Source organism: Leisingera aquaemixtae (assembly GCF_019801145.1).
Taxonomy (GTDB): domain Bacteria; phylum Pseudomonadota; class Alphaproteobacteria; order Rhodobacterales; family Rhodobacteraceae; genus Leisingera; species Leisingera aquaemixtae_A.
Map to the genome: position 1 here is coordinate 603,316 of NZ_JAHVJQ010000001.1, position 17,126 is coordinate 620,441.

The following is a 17,126-nucleotide window of genomic DNA, read 5'->3' on the forward strand; positions in this document are numbered from 1 at the left end:
CTGCGCGTTCTTTGCCTCATTGGCGGAAGGCGCTCAAGCCTGAACTACGCTAGGTGACCGAATGCCAGACGCCGCCCCGGAATTTTCCGTAAAGATCGCCGAAACGGAGGACGAGCTGCAGGCCGCGCAGGCGCTGCGGTATGACGTGTTCGTACGCGAACTGGGCGGCGGCGGCGAGATGGTCGATCACGAGGCCGGGCTGGAGCGGGACCGGTTCGATCCGTTCTTTGACCACATGCTGGTGACGGATGAAGCCAGGGGCGCGGTGGTGGGCGTGTACCGGCTGTTGCGCGATGACCAGGCGGCAAAGGCTGGGCAGTTCTACTCCGAGGATGAATACGACCTGAGTATTCTCAAGGATTCTGGCCGACGTCTGTTGGAACTGGGGCGCTCCTGCCTGCACCCCGACTACCGCGGCGGCATGGCGATGTTTCACCTCTGGTCCGGCCTGGCGGAGTATGTCGAGCGCCACGGGATCGAGATTCTGTTCGGCGTTGCCAGCTTCCATGGCACCGATCCGCAGCAACTGGCCAATCCGCTGGCCATGCTGCATCACAACCACCTGGCGCCGCCGGAGCTGCGCGTCAGGTCGAAAGCGTTTCAGTCCATGGACTTGGTTGCCGCTGATGATCTGGACCGAAAGCGCGCGATGGTGGATACGCCCGCGCTGATCAAGGCCTACCTGCGGCTTGGCGGGTTTGTTGGCGAGGGCGCCTACATTGACCATGCGTTCAACACCACCGACGTCTGCCTGATCCTGGACACCGCGCGGATGAACGAGCGTCAGCGCAAGATCTATACTGGTGGAAAGGGACGCGGATGAGTATCAGCTGGCAAAGCGAGGACAGGCCTGATCCGGTCCGGATCAGGCCGCTGGGCTGGGTTCTGGTGCTGCTGCGCGGCCTGCCGCTAGCGCTGCTGGTGTTCGGCGGGCTGCTGGTTTTGCTGACCGTGCGGCTGGCCGAGCGGCCGCTGTTCGGGCACCAGCGGCCGGTCACACCGTTCATCACCCAGTTCGTCTGCCGTAATGCCTTCCGTATCATGGGGATCCGCTACCAGACCCGCGGCACGCTGATGCGGCAGCGCGGGCCGGTCGTTGCCAACCACTCCTCCTGGCTGGATATTTTCGCCCTGAACGCGCGAAAGCGGATTTACTTCGTGTCCAAGGCCGAGGTTGCCGGATGGCCGGGCATCGGCTGGCTGGCGCGGGCCACCGGCACCGTGTTCATCGAGAGAAACCCAAAGAAAGCCCGGGAGCAGGCAGAGTTGTTCGAGCAGCGGCTGCACGCAGGGCATAAGCTGCTGTTCTTCCCGGAGGGCACGTCGACGGACGGATTGCGGGTTCTGCGTTTCAAAACAACACTCTTTGCCGCGTTTTTCACCGATCAGCTTCGCAACGGCCTGTTTGTTCAGCCGGTTTCCGTGGTGTACCACGCGCCCAAGGGGGCGCCCGCCCGATTCTACGGCTGGTGGGGGGAGATGGACTTCGGCCCCCATCTTCTCAAGATTCTGGCCGCCCCGCGCCAAGGCGGGGTGGAGCTGATCTATCACCCGCCGCTGAAGGTGGCGGATTTCCCGGACCGCAAGGCGCTGGCTGCCCGGGCTGAGGCATTGGTGCGCAGCGGTCATCAAGAGGCCCTGAAGGCCTGAAATGCGGGGCAGGGCGCCGATTTCTGCGGCACGGCCCTTGCCAGTCGGCAATTTCTGATCTATAGGCGCGCCTACGAACCCGCAGGCGGGGTTTGGCCTGATCAGGGGAGACATCCCTGACGGACCTCCGGTTGGAGCAAATGCTCTGAACCCCCGCCGAGGATAGAAACCGGAAAGGATAGAATAGCATGGCTCTTCCCGAGTTCACCATGCGTCAGCTGCTGGAAGCTGGCGTTCACTTCGGCCACCAGACTCAGCGCTGGAACCCGCGCATGTCGCCGTTCATCTACGGCTCGCGCAACGGCATCCATATCATGGACCTGACCCAGACTGTCCCGATGCTGGACCAGGCTCTGCAGGTTGTCCGTGACACCGTCGCCAAAGGCGGCCGCGTGCTGTTCGTCGGCACCAAGCGTCAGGCAGCCGGCCCGATCGCCGAAGCCGCCGAGAAGTCCGCTCAGTACTACATGAACCACCGCTGGCTGGGCGGCACCCTGACCAACTGGAAAACCGTTTCCCAGTCGATCAACCGCCTGAAGGAAATCGACGAGAAAATGGCGGGCGGCGCCGAAGGCCTGACCAAGAAAGAGCGTCTGGGCATGGAACGCGACCAGGAGAAGCTGCAGGCCTCCCTGGGCGGCATCCGCGAAATGGGCGGCGTGCCGGACCTGCTGTTCGTCATCGACGTGAAAAAAGAAGCACTGGCAATCGCCGAAGCCAAGAAACTGGGCATCCCGGTTGTGGCCGTCGTCGACACCAACTGCTCCCCCGATGGCGTGGACTACATCATCCCGGGCAACGACGACGCATCGCGCGCCATCTCGCTGTACTGCGACCTGGTTGCCCGCGCAGCTCTGGACGGCATGTCGGCTCAGCTGGGCGCAGCAGGCGTTGACCTGGGCGCGCTGGAAGAAGCACCGGCAGAAGAAGCCGTGGCTGAAGAAGCAGCCGCCGAAGCCTGATCCGTCCTGTCACGGAACTGACATGCGGGGCAGGGTATCACCTGCCCCAAATCCGTTTTTGAATTGAGGAGAGCCCAAGATGGCAATCACTGCAGCAATGGTGAAAGAACTGCGCGAATCCACCGGCGCAGGCATGATGGACGCGAAGAAAGCATTGGTCGAAAACAACGGCGACATGGAAGCCGCTGTTGACTGGCTGCGTACCAAAGGCCTGGCGAAAGCCGCCAAGAAATCCGGCCGCACCGCAGCCGAAGGCCTGGTGGCCGTTGTCGTCGAAGGCGGCAAAGGCGTTGCTGTTGAGGTGAACTCCGAAACCGACTTTGTTGCCAAAAACGGCGAATTCCAGGAAATGGTCGGCAAGATCGCCACCGCAGCCCTGGGCGCCGGCGACATCGAAGCGCTGGCCGCTGCCGACCTGGGCGGCAAATCCGTTGCCGACACCCTGACCGACAAGATCGCCACCATCGGCGAGAACATGTCGCTGCGCCGCATGGAGAAGCTGGAAGGCGAAACCGTCATCTCCTACGTCCACAACGCGGCGATCGCCGGCATGGGCAAGATCGGCGTTCTGGTTGCCATGAACGGCGGCGACGAGGCCATCGGCAAGCAGGTTGCAATGCACATCGCAGCCGTGAACCCGGCCGCGCTGTCCGAAGCTGACCTGGACGCGTCCGTTGTTGAGAAGGAAAAGCAGGTCCAGATGGACATCGCCCGCGAATCCGGCAAGCCGGAGCAGGTGATCGAGAAGATGATCGAAGGCCGCATGAAGAAATTCGTGGCTGAGTCGACCCTGCTGAACCAGCAGTTCGTGGTGAACCCGGACCTGACCGTGGAAGCCGCTGCCAAGGAAGCTGGAGCCACCATCACCGGCTTTGTCCGCGTGGAAGTGGGCGAAGGCATCGAAGTCGAGAAAGAAGACTTCGCAGCCGAAGTGGCCAAGGCTGCCCAGGGCTGATCGGCCCCGGAAATCCGGAAATGATAGGCCGGCGGGACATCAGTCCCGCCGGTTTTTTTGTGCGCATGCAGCCGCCCGTTCCGCACGAGGACCAGCATGCCTTGATTGGATGTGTCTTGGGAGAAGAGCGAGGGGCCCCGCTGATGGGGATGGGCAGGGCCCCTCAAATATCGGGGCAGGTCGCGGATCTATACGCGCCTGCCCCCGATCAGGTAGGAGAGCCTTGTAATCGCAAGGTTCGATACCCAAAGTTCCTTGGCCAAAGCCACCACTCACGGAACATGTGCAAATTGCAACGAATTACCCTTTAGCGGTAGTACAGAAAACCATACTTTTTGACGCTAATTGGCGTCTTGCTAAAAACATCACTGGGCCGCACCAGGGAAAGCGCTGCGCAACAGCAGAAAAACGTTGTAATTACATAATACTGCGCCGCAAAGATAAGGTCCGCGGTGCCGCTGCGTATCAGCGTGGTCAAGCGTCCATAGGATACATCTGGTTGTGCAGCGCCGCCTTCAGAACCGCCTGCGCGGTGGTCTCCACCGACAGGGATTCCCGGGCTAGCCGCAGGTGCTTTTCGATGGTCGCAGGCGTCAGACCCATCAGCAAAGCAATGTCTTGGGTGGTCTTGCCGTCGCCGACCCATTGCAGAACCTCCCGCTGCCGCTTGGTAAGGCTGCGGTTCGGCGCAGCGTAGGGCAGGGTGAGGATCTTCAGGTGGGCGACATTGTTCATCAGCACGATGTCATCGCCTGCGTCCAGCCACACGGCGTCCACCTGATCCTGTGTCATGCCCGGCCGGGCGGCCAGCGAGATCGCCCCCTTGAACCGCGGTGATACGGAGGAGAAGCTGACCGTGTATCCGGCTGTCAGGCCCAGGGCCTGATTGAACTCATGAACCTTGCTAGCTGCCGCGCCTAGCTTGCCGCTGGCGGCCAGCTCCTGCACGATCCGCCAGCTGCCGGCGCCTTCGTTATCCAGCGCCCAGCGGAGCATCGGCGCCTGGGAGTACAGCCCCTGGTGCAGGAATCCTTCCAGATAGGCGCTGTCGTGGTTTGACAGGATGACAAAGTCATCCGGGTCTCCCAGCGACGTTTCGGTCTTGTAGCGCGTATGGCCGTAGATCAGCCTGTCGAACCCGTATTCCGCCATTTGCCGGACGTGGCCGTCCCAAAGCTCCTCCAGGCTTTGCGCGCTGCAGACAAAGCTCAGATAAGATTTTAAGTTCATGCTGCGGGGGCCTCATTCAGCCGCGCTGCCAGTGCATCCAGCGCCAGAAGGTAACCCTGGGCGCCAAAACCGCAGATCTGCCCCAGTGCCACCTTGGAGATATAGGACGTATGGCGGAACGGCTCCCGCGCGTGAATGTTTGAGAGATGCACTTCAACGGCAGGAATCTCAACGGAAATCAGCGCGTCCATCAGCGCGATCGATGTGTGGGTATAGGCGCCGGCATTCAGAATGATTCCCTGATGCTGGCCCTTGGCCTCGTGGATGGCGTCGATCAGGGCGCCCTCATGGTTGGACTGCAGGCAGGCCACGTCCAAACCCAGTTTTTTGGCGTGCTCTACACAGGCCTCTTCTACCATGGCTAGAGTGACAGAACCGTATACTTCCGGCTGGCGCGTGCCCAGCAGGTTCAAATTGGGTCCGTTCAATACCAGAATACTCGCCATAAGATTTATTTCCTTGCCGTCTTTCCCTTTGAACTACTAAGACAAATTTGTTTCGAAAGCGAATACACAAACGCACGCGGCAGAAAAAAACACTGCGTAACCTGCTCTGGGTTGCAGAAACTCGCGGGCGCTACAGAGCGCTCGGATTTGTGCGTTTTCGCTCGACGCGGCTGGTCTGTATCCGCATCATCGCGGAACTTCCGGACACGCTCAGGCCGGCAGACAGCAGGAGGCAGTAATGATTTCAGAGCGGTTGAACAGGATCAGGTCCTGGCAGCAACGCTATGTGGCCGAACGGAAATATGCTGGCAGCGCGCTGCTGATCCGGCGCGGCGGAGAGGAGATCTATTTCGGCGCTGAGGGACTGCGCAACATTGAAGAGAACCTGCCGTTCACCCGCGACACGCTGGTGCGCCTGTATTCGATGACCAAACCGGTGACATCGGTTGCAATCCTGATGCTGCTGGAGCGCGGGTTGTTTCACCTGGACGCGCCGCTGAGCGACTTTCTTCCGGAATTCAAAAACATGCGGGCTCTGGTACCCGGGGCAACGACCATTGATCAGACCGAAGCCTGCCCGCCGCCGACGCTGCATCAGCTGCTGACCCATACCAGCGGGCTGAGCTATCCGTTCAACCCGGGCGTCCTGCCGGAGGCTATGGCGGCGGAGGATCTTCTGTTCAAACCGGACCACGGACCGCTGTCCGCCATGGTCACACGGCTGGCAGAGCTGCCGCTGGCGTTCCAGCCCGGCACCCGATGGGAGTATTCGGTTGCAACCGATGTGCTTGGCCGGGTTGTCGAGGTGGTGGCCGGACGGCCGCTGGGCGCGTTTCTGGCTTCGGAAATCTTCGAACCCTTGGGCATGGCGGACACCGGGTTCCGGGTGCCGGACGGGGCAGAGAACCGCTTTGCCTCCCTTTACACGCCGCTTGAAGGCGATGCGATGGCGCTGAATTCCGCCGAAACCGGAAGTGACAGCCTGCGCCTGACGGATCGCTGCGGCAACTCTCCGTTTGAGCAGGCCGCGATGCACTCCGGCGGCGGCGGGCTGGTCGGCACAATTGACGATTACATGAAGTTCGCCGAGATGCTCCGGCGCCGCGGCAGCTATGACGGCGGCTTCATTATCAGTCCGCAAATTGCTGATATCATGATGCAAAATCACCTTGATGGCGACATCGCGTCAATGGGGCCCAGCAGTTTTGCCGAACAACCGATGGAGGGCATGGGCTTCGGGCTTGGCGGTGCCGTGGTGCTCAATCCGGCGCGCGCCCGCTGTCCCGGGTCGGTTGGCGATTTCAGCTGGGGCGGCATTGCGTCGACCTTTTTCTGGATAGATCGCCAGCTTGATCTCACGGTGGTTTTTCTGACGCAACTGGCGCCGTCCAGCTCTTACCCGTCGCGGCCCGAACTCAAGGCACTGGTGCACGGTGCCATGACAGCTTAACCTCAGGCGCGGCACACCCGGCCGGGACGCAAGGCCCGCTGATGGCCGGTCAAAGGACGACGATGCACATGACAGATACCGCCAAAGCTCTGCTTGATCTGCTGGATCTTGAGACGCTGGATACCAATCTCTACCGCGGCTCCGGATCCGGCGGCGAAACTCCGACGCGCATCTACGGCGGCCAGGTGATCGCGCAGGCGCTGACAGCGGCATATGCCACTGTTTCTGGCAGGTTATGCCATTCTCTTCACGCGTATTTCATTCGCCCGGGCGATCCGTCGCGGCCGGTGATCTATGAGGTCGATCCAGCCCGCGACGGCCGCAGTTTCACGACGCGGCGGGTGGTTGCGATGCAGAACGGCAAGCAGATCCTGAACCTGGCGGCGTCTTTCCATGCCCAGGAAGACGGCTGGGACCACCAGCACGCCATGCCGGATGTCCCGGTGCCCGGCGGATTGGAGCCGCGCCACGAGATCCTCAAACGAAACGCCAGCCGTTTTGCGCCGGAGAAACAGGCCGAACTGCTGCGGCCGCGGCCGTTTGAAATCCGGGAGGTCGAACCGCGCGATCCCTTGGCACCGGAAAAGACCAGCGATGCCAACCAGATGTGGATCCGTATGGAAGCGGCGCAAGGCGCAGGGCCTGAGCTGCAGCACATCCTGCTGGCCTATGTGTCGGACTTCGGGCTGCTGGGGTCGTCGATGCGTCCGCACGGGCTGACGTTTCACAATCCGGAAGCGATGACGGCCAGCCTTGACCACGCCATGTGGTTCCACGCGCCGGTGCAGTTGCAGAACTGGCATCTGTATTCGATGGATGCGCCATTCACCGGCAGCGCCCGCGGTTTCAACCGCGGATCTATCTATACCGAAGACGGGCAACTGGTCGCCAGCGTGGCCCAGGAAGGTCTGCTGAGGCCGTTAAAACGCTGATTTTATGTGGAATTGGCTGTCACAGCTACGCTGACCGCCTCACTATTTAACATAATTCTGATTATAAGGGTGTTGAGTCGACCTAAAACAGAGCCCCCCTAAAAAAAGAAAATGGCTCCCTCTGATCCAGAGGAAGCCAGTTGTCACCGGTCAGGCTCCTTCATTGACTGCCCGAAAGTATTTTCTTACCTGGGCCATCCCGGTGTTCAGAACGGGCGCACCCGTTCCTGATTTCGTCAAAAGCAGAACCGCTTCCGCTTCAGGTCATTGGTTGCGGCGCCGTCGGGGGTTGCTGACCGGCGCCGCAAGCGAAGGTCCTCAGCTGCAGCCAGAGGTTCCCCCGCAGGTGTTGCATTTCATGCAGGTGCCGTTGCGCACCAGCGTGTAGTTGCCGCATTCGCCGCAGGCTTCGCCCTCATAGCCTTGCATTTTTGCCTTGGTGCGCGCGTCCATGCCGCCGGTGGCTTGCGCCGGTGCTTCTGTGGTTTCTGGCACCAGGGTTTGCAGTGCCGCCACCGGATCGGTTCCTGTGCCCAGAACGCCGGCTTCCGGCTGGCCGCCCTGCAGCACCACCAGTTCCTGCGGCAGGCGCTTGCGCAGATAGCCGGTCGAGGAGATCTGCTTCAGCACTTCCAGCGACCGGGTCGCCGCGGTTTCGCTCAGTTCGGACAGGTTCGACACGCCTTCTTCCTCGCCGCGGCCCAGATCGTCGAACGTCGCGCCCTCCGGCTTCACATGCGCCAGATCGGTGCGGTCGAGATACGATACCGCCAACTCGCGGAACACATAGTCGAGGATCGAGGTCGCGTTCTTGATCGAGTCGTTGCCCTGGACCATGCCCGCGGGCTCGAACTTGGTGAAGGTGAAGGCGTCGACAAACTCCTCCAGCGGCACGCCGTACTGCAGGCCGACCGACACCGCGATAGCGAAGTTGTTCATCATCGCCCGGAAGCCTGCGCCTTCCTTGTGCATGTCGATGAAGATCTCACCGAGGTTGCCGTCTTCATATTCGCCGGTACGCAGATACACCTTGTGGCCGCCGACAACCGCCTTCTGGGTATAGCCCTTGCGCCGCTGCGGCATCTTGGTGCGGTGCGATTTCAGCACTTCCTTGATGACCACTTTCTCGACGACTTTCTCGGCCAGCACCGCAGCCTTCTCCTGCGGAGCACCGCTTTCCAGCACCTCCGCCGCATCGTCGTCATCCTCGACCAGCGCCGCCGCCAGCGGCTGGCTCAGCTTGGAGCCGTCGCGGTACAGGGCGTTCGCCTTGATGCCCAGGCTCCAGCTCAGCTCATAGGCCTTCTGGCAATCCTCGATGGTCGCCGAATTTGGCATGTTGATGGTCTTGGAGATCGCACCGGAGATGAAGCTTTGCGCTGCCGCCATCATGCGGATGTGGCTGTCAACGCTCAGGAAACGCTTGCCTTTCTTACCGCAGGGGTTGGCGCAGTCAAAGATCGCGTAGTGCTCTTCCTTCAGATGCGGCGCGCCTTCCAGGGTCATGGTGCCGCAGACGTGGTCGTTGGCGGCCTCGATGTCCTTCTTGGTGAAACCCAAGTGGCGCAGCAGGTCGAAGGTCGGGTCGTTCAGCTTGGTTGCCGGGATGCCCAGCACGCCGGTGCAGAAATCCTCGCCCAGGGTCCACTGGTTGAACACGAAGCGGATGTCAAAGGCCGATTCCAGTGCTGCATCCACCTTGGCAAGCTCATTGGGGCCAAAGCCGTGGCCTGCCAGCGAGGTGTGGTTGATGCCCGGCGCGTTGCCGATGGAGCCATGGCCCACCGCATAAGATACGATTTCCTCGATCTGCGAGGAGCTGTAGCCCAGCCCCTCCAGCGCCGACGGCACCGAGCGGTTGATGATCTTGAAGTAGCCGCCGCCGGCCAGCTTCTTGAACTTCACCAGTGCAAAGTCAGGCTCGATGCCTGTGGTGTCGCAGTCCATCACCAGGCCAATGGTGCCGGTCGGTGCAATCACCGTGGTCTGGGCATTGCGGTAGCCGTGCTTCTCACCCAGTTCCAGCGCTTCGTCCCAGGCGCTGGCAGCCAAATCGGTCAGCAGCGCATCAGGGCAGCTGGCGATATCCAGCGGCACCGGCTTGACCGACAGCGCTTCATAGCCGTCAGCATTGCCCTTTGCAGCGGTGCGGTGGTTTCGGATCACACGCAGCATGTGGTCCGCGTTTTTCGCATAACCCGGGAACGCACCCAGCTCCGATGCGATCTCGGCAGAAGTGGCATATGCGACACCAGTCATCAGCGCAGTCAGCGCACCGCAAAGCGCCCTGCCCTCATCCGAGTCGTAGCTGTAGCCCATGTTCATCAGGAGGCCGCCGATATTGGCATAGCCCAGGCCCAGGGTGCGGAAGTCGTAGGAGCGCTGCGCAATTTCCTTGGACGGGAACTGCGCCATCATCACCGAGATTTCCAGCGTCAGCGTCCACAGGCGGCAGGAATGCATGAAGTCATCCGCCTGGAACTGCCCGTCCTTCAGGAAGCTCAGCAGGTTCAGCGACGCCAGGTTGCAGGCGGTGTCGTCCAGGAACATGTATTCCGAACAAGGGTTTGAGCCTCGGATCTCACCGTCTTCCGGGCAGGTGTGCCACTCGTTCACGGTGTCGTGGAACTGGATGCCCGGATCGGCACAGGCCCAAGCCGCGTGGCCGACCTTCTCCCACAGATCACGGGCCCTGATCACCTTGGCGACCTTGCCGTCTGTACGGTTGAACAGTTCCCAGTCGGCGTCTTTTTCGACCGCATGCAGGAAGGCGTTTGTAACCCGGATCGAGTTGTTGGAATTCTGCCCGGAGACAGAGCTGTAGGCCTCCGAATCCCAGTCGGTGTCATAGGTCGGGAACTCGATCGAGGTATGGCCCTGCTTGGCGTAATCCAGAACCCGCTTGATGTAGGTTTCCGGGATCGCAACCTTCTTGGCTTCGCGGATGGCCTTCTTAAGCCCGTCGTTGACCGCCGGGTCATAGGCATCGGCCTCAGCCCCGTCCCAGCTGCGGATCGCCTCGAAGATGCCGTTCAGCATCTTCTCGTGCATCTTGGAGCCCGCGACGATGGACGCGACCTTCTGCTCCTCGATCACCTTCCACTGGATGAAGTCTTCGATATCCGGGTGATCGGCGTCGACGATCACCATTTTTGCTGCCCGACGGGTTGTGCCGCCTGATTTGATGGCGCCCGCCGCGCGGTCGCCGATTTTGAGGAAGCCCATCAGGCCGGAGGATTTGCCGCCGCCGGACAGCGGCTCGCCCTCGGCGCGCAGATGGGAGAAATTGGTGCCGGTTCCGGAGCCGTATTTGAACAGCCGCGCCTCGCGCACCCACAGGTCCATGATGCCGCCGTCCTTGACCAGGTCATCAGAGACCGACTGGATGAAGCAGGCGTGCGGCTGGGGATGCTCATAGGCGCTGTCCGACTTGGTCAGCTTGCCGGTCTTGTAGTCGACATAGTGATGGCCCTGCGCCGGGCCGTCGATGCCATAGGCCCAGTGCAGGCCGGTGTTGAACCACTGGGGCGAGTTCGGCGCCGAGCGCTGGGTTGCCAGCATATAGCGCATCTCGTCGTAATAGGCGCGCGCGTCCTCCTCAGAGGAGAAATAGCCGCCCTTCCAGCCCCAATAGGCCCAGGCACCCGCCAGACGGTCGAACACCTGCTTGGAGGAGGTTTCGCCGCGCAGCTCGGCGCCCTCTTCGGGGACAGAGCGCCAGAGGAACTCCGGCACGCCCTTCTCGCGGACCTTTTTCAGGCGGGACGGCACACCAGCCTTGCGGAAATACTTCTGGGCAATGACGTCGCTGGCCACCTGGCTCCAGGACGCGGGGATTTCGATGTTGTCGAGCCGGAAAACGATGGTCCCGTCCGGGTTGCGGATTTCCGAAGTGGCCGAGACAAAGGCCAGTTCGGAATAGGCATCCTGGCCGGGTTTGGTGAATTTCCGTTCGATCTTCATGCTCTGCCCCTTCTCAAGCACACATCGGTCAAGTGTCATGGTGCCCCCGCACCAGCCATTCCCGGCCGCAGAACGCGCAAACAGCCTGTGCCCGCCGCATCTGGCGCACTTGCGGCCCTCGCCGGCCATTCTTCCAGGACTGTGTGCTGTTTTCAGCGTTGTTGCTGCGGCTCTGGAACCCACCAGATCTAGTGCCGATGCAACCGGTGAACACAATTTGGCGTATTCTGACACAAGGGGTCAACGCTAAATTTACCTGTTGGCAACGATCTTTGCTGTTGACGCTATCCGCGGATTGCCGGGTCCCGGCCGCAGCTACGATTCATCCACAGCCCGCCGCCGTTGCCTCCGCCTCGGGCGGATACTTGAGTGAACCGGATTTATGCCGCCCAGCGAGTGACTTGCTGCCTTGCAGAGAGGCGAACAGGAGCGCCGGGCCGGCTGATAGTGCACAATCTCCGTGCACAGCATGCAGAGCGAATCCGGACTCTCCTTAATGTTGAACTGTTGCGGGATTGATGCTGCCTTCCCTGCACCGGGCGCGCCTGCTTGCGCATTCTGATGCGAGTCAGCGGCATTTGGTTAAGAGTGTATTAACAGGCGGTTAACGGGCTGTTAATACTTGGGATTGCAGGTGTGGAAAACAATACACCCTATGCGCGAAGAGAGTCTTTCCCCGGATTTGAGGTGAGCGGAGATTCGCTGCAATCTTATGGAGAGAAGTGGTCGGGGCGGCGAGATTCGAACTCACGACCCCCTGTACCCAAAACAGGTGCGCTACCAGACTGCGCCACGCCCCGGACCGTGCGCCTTCCTATCTCCGGCGGAATGATTTGAAAACCCCTAACAGGGCCAAACTGCGCCGCTTGCGGAAAAAATTTCGTGGCGCATCTCAGTGCCTGCGGCAATGCCGTAGCGGCGTGCCAGCCCGCCATTGATTTCCAGCACGGCAAACACCTGATCCCCGCCCGGGATCGGTGTCAGGTCGCCCGGCCTGGCGTTCTCGTGAACCGAGGTCACCTGGCCGCTTTTGTCCAGAAAAATGATGTCGAGCGGGATCAGCGTGTTTTTCATCCAGAACGCGGCAGGCTGGGGGTGGTCGTAGACAAACAGCATCCCTGCCCCGCGCGGCAGGTTCTCCCGGAACATCAGCCCCTGGGCGCGCTCCTGCTCGTCATCGGCGATTTCAACGGAAAACCCGGTCTGCCCCCAACTGCCGCGCAGATCCACTCTGCCAGGCTGGCAGTCCGCGGCAAGGGCCGGGGCGGCAATCAAAGCGGCGGCGGCGAAACTCCAGCAAAGAAGACGCCGCAGCATTTGTTCAGTCCTGGCTTTCGGCAGCCAGAGCGGCTTCCCAGGCCAGCACCTCGACCGCCATGCGGCCGCGCTTGCCGTCGATCACCCGCATAGCCAGTGCTTCGCCGGGCTGCAGGTCGGCAAGGCCGGACTGGCGCAGAACCTCGACATGCAGGAACACGTCCTCGCTGCGGCCGAACACATTGGCAAAGCCGAAGCCCTTGCCCTTGTCGAACCATTTCACCCGGGCAGGTTCCAGCGGCTCGTTCTGCAGGCTGTCCATGTCCAGCTCGGCAAAGTCGCTCAGCACCGGGGTGTCCTCGCGCTCCGGCGGCTGGATGGAAATCACTTCGACGGCCTGAACGCCGCGGCCGGTCTGATGGGTGACGATCTCAATCCGGGCGCCGTCTGCAACCGAGCTTTGCCCGAAATTGCGCAGCACGTTCACGTGCAGAAGAATGTCCGGGCCGCCAAGGTCGGAAACGACAAACCCATACCCTTTGGCGGGGTCAAACCATTTCACCAGCCCCTGAATTTGCTGCAAGCTGCTGAGATCTTCTGCCACGTTAATTTCCCTACCGCGTTTCTTGTTTTTTTGCTTGTGCCCTGATGCGCCAATCTGACCTTGGAATTCAAGCAAAAAAGTCTTGAAAATGTCATGAAACAGGGGTTGACCCTAGGTAAGCCCTGGTTGATTCAGTCAGGGATTGAGCCGGACAATTTCCCATTCGTCGTTAGCGTTCCTGCGCCGCCAGCGGAAACGGTCGTGCAAACGGAACGCGCCATCGGCCCAAAATTCAATCTCAACGGGCACCAGCCGGTAGCCGCCCCAGAACGGCGGCCGCTCCGGATTGGGGCCCTTCATGGCAGTTATCTTGGCCACTTCCGCCATCAGCGAGCCGCGGCTGTCCAGCGGTTGCGACTGCTTCGATGCCCAGGCGCCCAGGCGGCTCTTGAGCGAGCGCGACTTGTAATATTCATCCGCCTGCGGGCCGTCCTCGCGGGTGATGGCGCCGCGCACCCTGATCTGGCGGCGCAGCGATTTCCAGTGCATCACAAAGGCTGCCTTGCCCGCGTGATCCAGCTCCTGCGCCTTGGCGCTCTCATAGTTGGTGTAGAACACAAAGGCGCCGTCCTCGATTTCCTTGAGCAGCACCATGCGGCTGTTCGGCAGCCCGGTTTCATCCACCGTTGCCAGCGCAATGGCATTGGGATCATTGGGTTCGGATGCTTCCGCTTCCTTCAGCCAGGACCGGGCAATGGCAAACGGGTCCTCACCTGCAAAAATACCTGTACGGTCTGACATCTGGCACCTCTCCGGGGGATTTTGCAGCAACCTATGCAGCTTACTGCCCTGCGGCAAGGGGATGCGCTCTTGAAGCGGCCCGCCCAGCATATTAAACACCGTCTAATTCAAGAGATCACAGGCGGAGAACCTGCATGTCTAGTCAACTGATGGCCGGTAAGCGCGGCCTCATCATGGGCCTGGCCAACGACAAATCCATTGCTTGGGGCATTGCCAAGGCCTGCGCCGACGCCGGCGCCGAGCTTGCCTTTTCCTATCAGGGCGATGCGCTGAAGAAGCGGGTCGACCCGCTGGCCGAACAGCTGGGCAGCAATATCGTCCTGCCGTGCGATGTGTCGGACGAGGCGTCCATCGACGCCCTGTTCGCCGAGCTGGAAGCCAAATGGGGCAAGCTGGATTTTGTTGTCCACGCCATCGGCTTTTCCGACAAGAACGAGCTGCGCGGCCGTTACGTCGACACCAGCCGCAGCAACTTCCAGATGACCATGGACATCTCGGTGTTCTCCTTCACTGCAGTTGCCAACCGCGCCGAGAAGATGATGAAGGATGGCGGCTCGCTGCTGACCCTCACCTATTACGGTGCCGAGCAGGTGATGCCGCATTACAACGTGATGGGTGTTGCCAAGGCCGCGCTGGAGGCGTCGGTCAAGTACCTGGCTGAGGACCTGGGCAAGGACGGCATCCGTGTCAACGCAATTTCCGCCGGCCCGATCAAGACCCTGGCCGCGTCGGGTATTGGCGATTTCCGCTACATTATGAAATGGAACGAATACAACTCGCCGCTGCGCCGCAACGTGACCATCGACGATGTCGGCAATTCCGCACTGTATCTGCTGTCCGACCTCAGCTCCGGCGTCACCGGCGAGAACCTGCATGTGGACGCAGGCTACCACGTCGTCGGCATGAAGGCGGTGGATGCACCGGATATTTCCAAGTAACTGAAAACGGCGAAGCCCGGGCAGGCGCCCGGGTTTGCGCCAGCTGACGCGACACCGCGGGGAGCACCAAAAATGACCGATCGTCTGCCGCACGAAAAAGGCTTTCACATCAGCTGGGACCAGATCCACCGCGACAGCCGCGCGCTGGCCTGGCGCCTGGACGGGCAAGGCCCTGACGATGGCGCCTGGCGCGCCGTTGTGGCGATCACCCGCGGCGGCATGGCGCCGGCCATGATCGTCAGCCGCGAGCTGGACATCCGCACCGTCGACACAATCTCGGTGCGCTCCTACCACCACCAGGCCCAGGGCGAAGCCGAAGTGCTGAAATCCCCCGATGCGGGCCTGATGGGCGACGGCGAGGGCGTGCTGATCATCGACGACCTGGTCGACAGCGGCAAAACCCTGGAGCTGGTGCGCGAGATGTACCCCAAGGCGCATTTCGCCACCGTCTATGCCAAGCCCAAGGGCCGCCCGATGGTGGACACCTTCATCACCGAGGTGAGCCAGGACACCTGGATCTTCTTCCCCTGGGACATGGCCCTGCAGTATGTCGAGCCCTACCGCGGCAAGGACTGATCCGGCCCCGTGTTTGAATTTCAAAGGCGCGCATCACTGCGCGCCTTTTTCTTTGGCCGTTCCAGCACCGCCGTTCCCGCTTGAGCCGTCCGGGCCGCCGTGCCAGACATACGCCGGCGCGCACGCCGGCGCGCCGCAAGTTTCTGCCGCAGCCCGGAGCCGCCCATGTCCCTGCCCCGCACCCAAGCCACCTTTGTGTCGCCCATCGTCGAATCGCGCCGCTGGGTGGCCGGAGCGGCATTCCCGCCGGACCGCCCGCTCCTGAATGTCAGCCAGGCCGCCCCGGCAGAAGCCCCGCCCGAAGGGCTGCGCCAGGCGCTGGCCGATGCCGCGCTAAACGACGTCTCCGCTCATCTCTATGGACCGGTGCTGGGCAATGACCCGCTGCGCCGGGCGCTGGCGGGCCAGATCTCCGCCCATTACCGGGCCGACGTCCAGCCGGCGCAGGTCGGCATCACCTCCGGCTGCAACCAGGCCTTTGCCGCCGCCATCGCGTCGCTTTGCGGCGAAGGCGACGAGGTGATCATCCCTGTGCCCTGGTACTTCAATCATAAAATGTGGCTGGACATGGCGGGCGTCACCGCCGTTCCGCTGCACGTCGGCGAAGGCATGCTGCCGGACGTGGCCGCCGCCGAGGCCCTGATAACGGAGCGCACCCGCGCCATCGTGCTGGTCACTCCCAACAACCCCTGCGGAGTCGAATACCCGGCGGGCCTGGTGCAGGCCTTCTTCAGCCTCGCCCGCGCCCGCGGCCTGGCGCTGATCGTGGACGAAACCTACCGCGACTTCGACAGCCGCGAGGGCGCGCCGCACGGGCTGTTCCGGATGCCGGAGTGGGACCAGACGCTGATCCACCTCTATTCCTTCTCCAAGGCCTACCGGCTGACCGGCCACCGCGTCGGCGCCATCGCCGCCTCGACGGACCGCCTGTTCGAAATGGAGAAGTTTCTGGACACAGTCACGATCTGCCCCTCGCAGCTGGGCCAGGCCGGCGCGCTGTGGGGCATCGAAAACCTGCAGGAGTGGCTTGGCGGCGAACGCCAGGAAATCCTCGACCGCCGCCTCGCGATCGAGGAAGGCTTTCCGGTGTTGGCGGCGAAAGGCTGGAAACTGCTCGGCTGCGGCGCCTATTTCGCCTATGTCGAACACCCTTTCGATCAGCCGTCGGAGGAGATCGCCCGCAAACTGGTAACAGAGGCTTCCGTCCTGATGCTGCCGGGCTCCATGTTCATGCCCGAGGGCGACCCGGACGGCGCCCGCCAGTTCCGCATTGCCTTTGCCAATGTGGACCGCGCAGGCATCCGGACGCTGTTTGACCGGCTCGCCGCCTTTAATCCCTGATCATCCAGCAGTTTGATCCGCAATCATCTTGCCCCTCTGCGGGCAGCCGCGTATTCAGTCAGCGGCATTTCCCGCTGCCCG

General features: G+C 61.8%; 15 protein-coding genes and 1 tRNA gene. 9 read left to right on the top strand and 7 right to left on the bottom strand.

Annotated elements, in window-relative coordinates:
* Positions 1–61: 61 nt before the first annotated feature.
* The 4 genes from KUW17_RS02975 (at position 62) to tsf (ending at position 3,567) form a co-directional block, all read left to right on the top strand.
* Positions 62–823 (top strand): GNAT family N-acetyltransferase, encoded by a 762-nt coding sequence (locus tag KUW17_RS02975; protein WP_222475798.1) that lies wholly within the window; start codon positions 62–64, stop codon positions 821–823.
* On the top strand, positions 820–1,650 hold the full coding sequence (locus KUW17_RS02980) for a lysophospholipid acyltransferase family protein (RefSeq protein ID WP_222475800.1): 831 nt from the start codon (positions 820–822) through the stop codon (positions 1,648–1,650). Before KUW17_RS02975 ends, KUW17_RS02980 begins: the two co-directional genes overlap by 4 nt.
* 188 nt (positions 1,651–1,838) lie before the next feature.
* Positions 1,839–2,612, top strand: a complete 774-nt coding sequence (gene rpsB, locus KUW17_RS02985; RefSeq protein ID WP_222475802.1) for a 30S ribosomal protein S2 — start codon at positions 1,839–1,841, stop codon at positions 2,610–2,612.
* A 79-nt stretch (positions 2,613–2,691) separates the two neighbouring features.
* On the top strand, positions 2,692–3,567 hold the full coding sequence (tsf, locus tag KUW17_RS02990; protein ID WP_222475804.1) for a translation elongation factor Ts: 876 nt from the start codon (positions 2,692–2,694) through the stop codon (positions 3,565–3,567).
* A gap of 474 nt (positions 3,568–4,041) precedes the next feature.
* On the opposite strand, the gene KUW17_RS02995 is transcribed toward tsf, so the two are convergent.
* Both KUW17_RS02995 and aroQ read right to left on the bottom strand, forming a co-directional pair.
* The gene (locus KUW17_RS02995; RefSeq protein WP_222475806.1) at positions 4,042–4,797 is read right to left on the bottom strand and encodes a LuxR family transcriptional regulator; all 756 of its coding nucleotides are present in this window, start codon (positions 4,795–4,797) and stop codon (positions 4,042–4,044) included.
* Complete coding sequence (gene aroQ / locus KUW17_RS03000) at positions 4,794–5,243, bottom strand: type II 3-dehydroquinate dehydratase (protein WP_222475808.1); 450 nt, start codon at positions 5,241–5,243, stop codon at positions 4,794–4,796. Before aroQ ends, KUW17_RS02995 begins: the two co-directional genes overlap by 4 nt.
* A 238-nt stretch (positions 5,244–5,481) precedes the next feature.
* Here aroQ and KUW17_RS03005 point away from each other — a divergent pair, with 238 nt between their 5' ends.
* Entirely contained in the window at positions 5,482–6,693 is a 1,212-nt protein-coding gene (locus KUW17_RS03005; RefSeq protein WP_222475810.1) for a serine hydrolase domain-containing protein, read from the top strand.
* 68 nt (positions 6,694–6,761) lie between these two features.
* Complete coding sequence (locus KUW17_RS03010; protein WP_222475812.1) at positions 6,762–7,625, top strand: acyl-CoA thioesterase; 864 nt, start codon at positions 6,762–6,764, stop codon at positions 7,623–7,625.
* Positions 7,626–7,943: 318 nt separating this feature from the next.
* Here KUW17_RS03010 and KUW17_RS03015 read toward each other — a convergent pair whose 3' ends face one another.
* The 5 genes from KUW17_RS03015 to pdxH all read right to left on the bottom strand — a co-directional run bounded on the left by KUW17_RS03015 (position 7,944) and on the right by pdxH (position 14,190).
* Positions 7,944–11,588 carry a vitamin B12-dependent ribonucleotide reductase gene (locus tag KUW17_RS03015; protein ID WP_222475813.1) on the bottom strand — a complete coding sequence of 1,215 codons (3,645 nt, stop codon included), beginning with the start codon at positions 11,586–11,588 and terminating at the stop codon, positions 7,944–7,946.
* 723 nt (positions 11,589–12,311) lie between these two features.
* Positions 12,312–12,388, bottom strand: a tRNA-Pro gene (locus KUW17_RS03020).
* Between the two features lie 43 nt (positions 12,389–12,431).
* On the bottom strand, positions 12,432–12,905 hold the full coding sequence (locus KUW17_RS03025; protein ID WP_222475814.1) for a DUF192 domain-containing protein: 474 nt from the start codon (positions 12,903–12,905) through the stop codon (positions 12,432–12,434).
* A 4-nt stretch (positions 12,906–12,909) separates the two neighbouring features.
* Positions 12,910–13,449, bottom strand: coding sequence for a cold-shock protein (locus KUW17_RS03030; protein ID WP_222475815.1), 540 nt, complete (start codon positions 13,447–13,449; stop codon positions 12,910–12,912).
* A gap of 135 nt (positions 13,450–13,584) precedes the next feature.
* Entirely contained in the window at positions 13,585–14,190 is a 606-nt protein-coding gene (pdxH, locus tag KUW17_RS03035) for a pyridoxamine 5'-phosphate oxidase (protein WP_222475816.1), read from the bottom strand.
* A gap of 134 nt (positions 14,191–14,324) precedes the next feature.
* Between pdxH and fabI the strand changes: the two genes are divergently transcribed.
* From fabI to KUW17_RS03050, 3 genes are all read left to right on the top strand, one after another.
* Positions 14,325–15,128 carry an enoyl-ACP reductase FabI gene (gene fabI / locus KUW17_RS03040; protein ID WP_222475817.1) on the top strand — a complete coding sequence of 268 codons (804 nt, stop codon included), beginning with the start codon at positions 14,325–14,327 and terminating at the stop codon, positions 15,126–15,128.
* A gap of 72 nt (positions 15,129–15,200) precedes the next feature.
* A complete protein-coding gene (gpt, locus tag KUW17_RS03045; RefSeq protein ID WP_174144832.1) occupies positions 15,201–15,704 on the top strand; it encodes a xanthine phosphoribosyltransferase in 504 nt (167 codons plus the stop codon).
* Between the two features lie 165 nt (positions 15,705–15,869).
* Positions 15,870–17,045, top strand: a complete 1,176-nt coding sequence (locus KUW17_RS03050; RefSeq protein ID WP_222475819.1) for an aminotransferase — start codon at positions 15,870–15,872, stop codon at positions 17,043–17,045.
* Positions 17,046–17,126 lie beyond the last annotated feature (81 nt).

What these genes read in the sequence shown, in the direction of transcription:
- rpsB (WP_222475802.1), top strand. Translation starts at nt 1,839, where the DNA reads ATGGCTCTTCCCGAGTTCACCATGCGTCAGCTGCTGGAAGCTGGCGTT.
- KUW17_RS03015 (WP_222475813.1), bottom strand. Translation starts at nt 11,588, where the DNA reads ATGAAGATCGAACGGAAATTCACCAAACCCGGCCAGGATGCCTATTCC.
- KUW17_RS03005 (WP_222475810.1), top strand. Translation starts at nt 5,482, where the DNA reads ATGATTTCAGAGCGGTTGAACAGGATCAGGTCCTGGCAGCAACGCTAT.
- KUW17_RS03050 (WP_222475819.1), top strand. Translation starts at nt 15,870, where the DNA reads ATGTCCCTGCCCCGCACCCAAGCCACCTTTGTGTCGCCCATCGTCGAA.
- KUW17_RS02980 (WP_222475800.1), top strand. Translation starts at nt 820, where the DNA reads ATGAGTATCAGCTGGCAAAGCGAGGACAGGCCTGATCCGGTCCGGATC.
- KUW17_RS02995 (WP_222475806.1), bottom strand. Translation starts at nt 4,797, where the DNA reads ATGAACTTAAAATCTTATCTGAGCTTTGTCTGCAGCGCGCAAAGCCTG.
- aroQ (WP_222475808.1), bottom strand. Translation starts at nt 5,243, where the DNA reads ATGGCGAGTATTCTGGTATTGAACGGACCCAATTTGAACCTGCTGGGC.
- pdxH (WP_222475816.1), bottom strand. Translation starts at nt 14,190, where the DNA reads ATGTCAGACCGTACAGGTATTTTTGCAGGTGAGGACCCGTTTGCCATT.
- KUW17_RS02975 (WP_222475798.1), top strand. Translation starts at nt 62, where the DNA reads ATGCCAGACGCCGCCCCGGAATTTTCCGTAAAGATCGCCGAAACGGAG.
- fabI (WP_222475817.1), top strand. Translation starts at nt 14,325, where the DNA reads ATGTCTAGTCAACTGATGGCCGGTAAGCGCGGCCTCATCATGGGCCTG.
- tsf (WP_222475804.1), top strand. Translation starts at nt 2,692, where the DNA reads ATGGCAATCACTGCAGCAATGGTGAAAGAACTGCGCGAATCCACCGGC.
- KUW17_RS03025 (WP_222475814.1), bottom strand. Translation starts at nt 12,905, where the DNA reads ATGCTGCGGCGTCTTCTTTGCTGGAGTTTCGCCGCCGCCGCTTTGATT.
- gpt (WP_174144832.1), top strand. Translation starts at nt 15,201, where the DNA reads ATGACCGATCGTCTGCCGCACGAAAAAGGCTTTCACATCAGCTGGGAC.
- KUW17_RS03010 (WP_222475812.1), top strand. Translation starts at nt 6,762, where the DNA reads ATGACAGATACCGCCAAAGCTCTGCTTGATCTGCTGGATCTTGAGACG.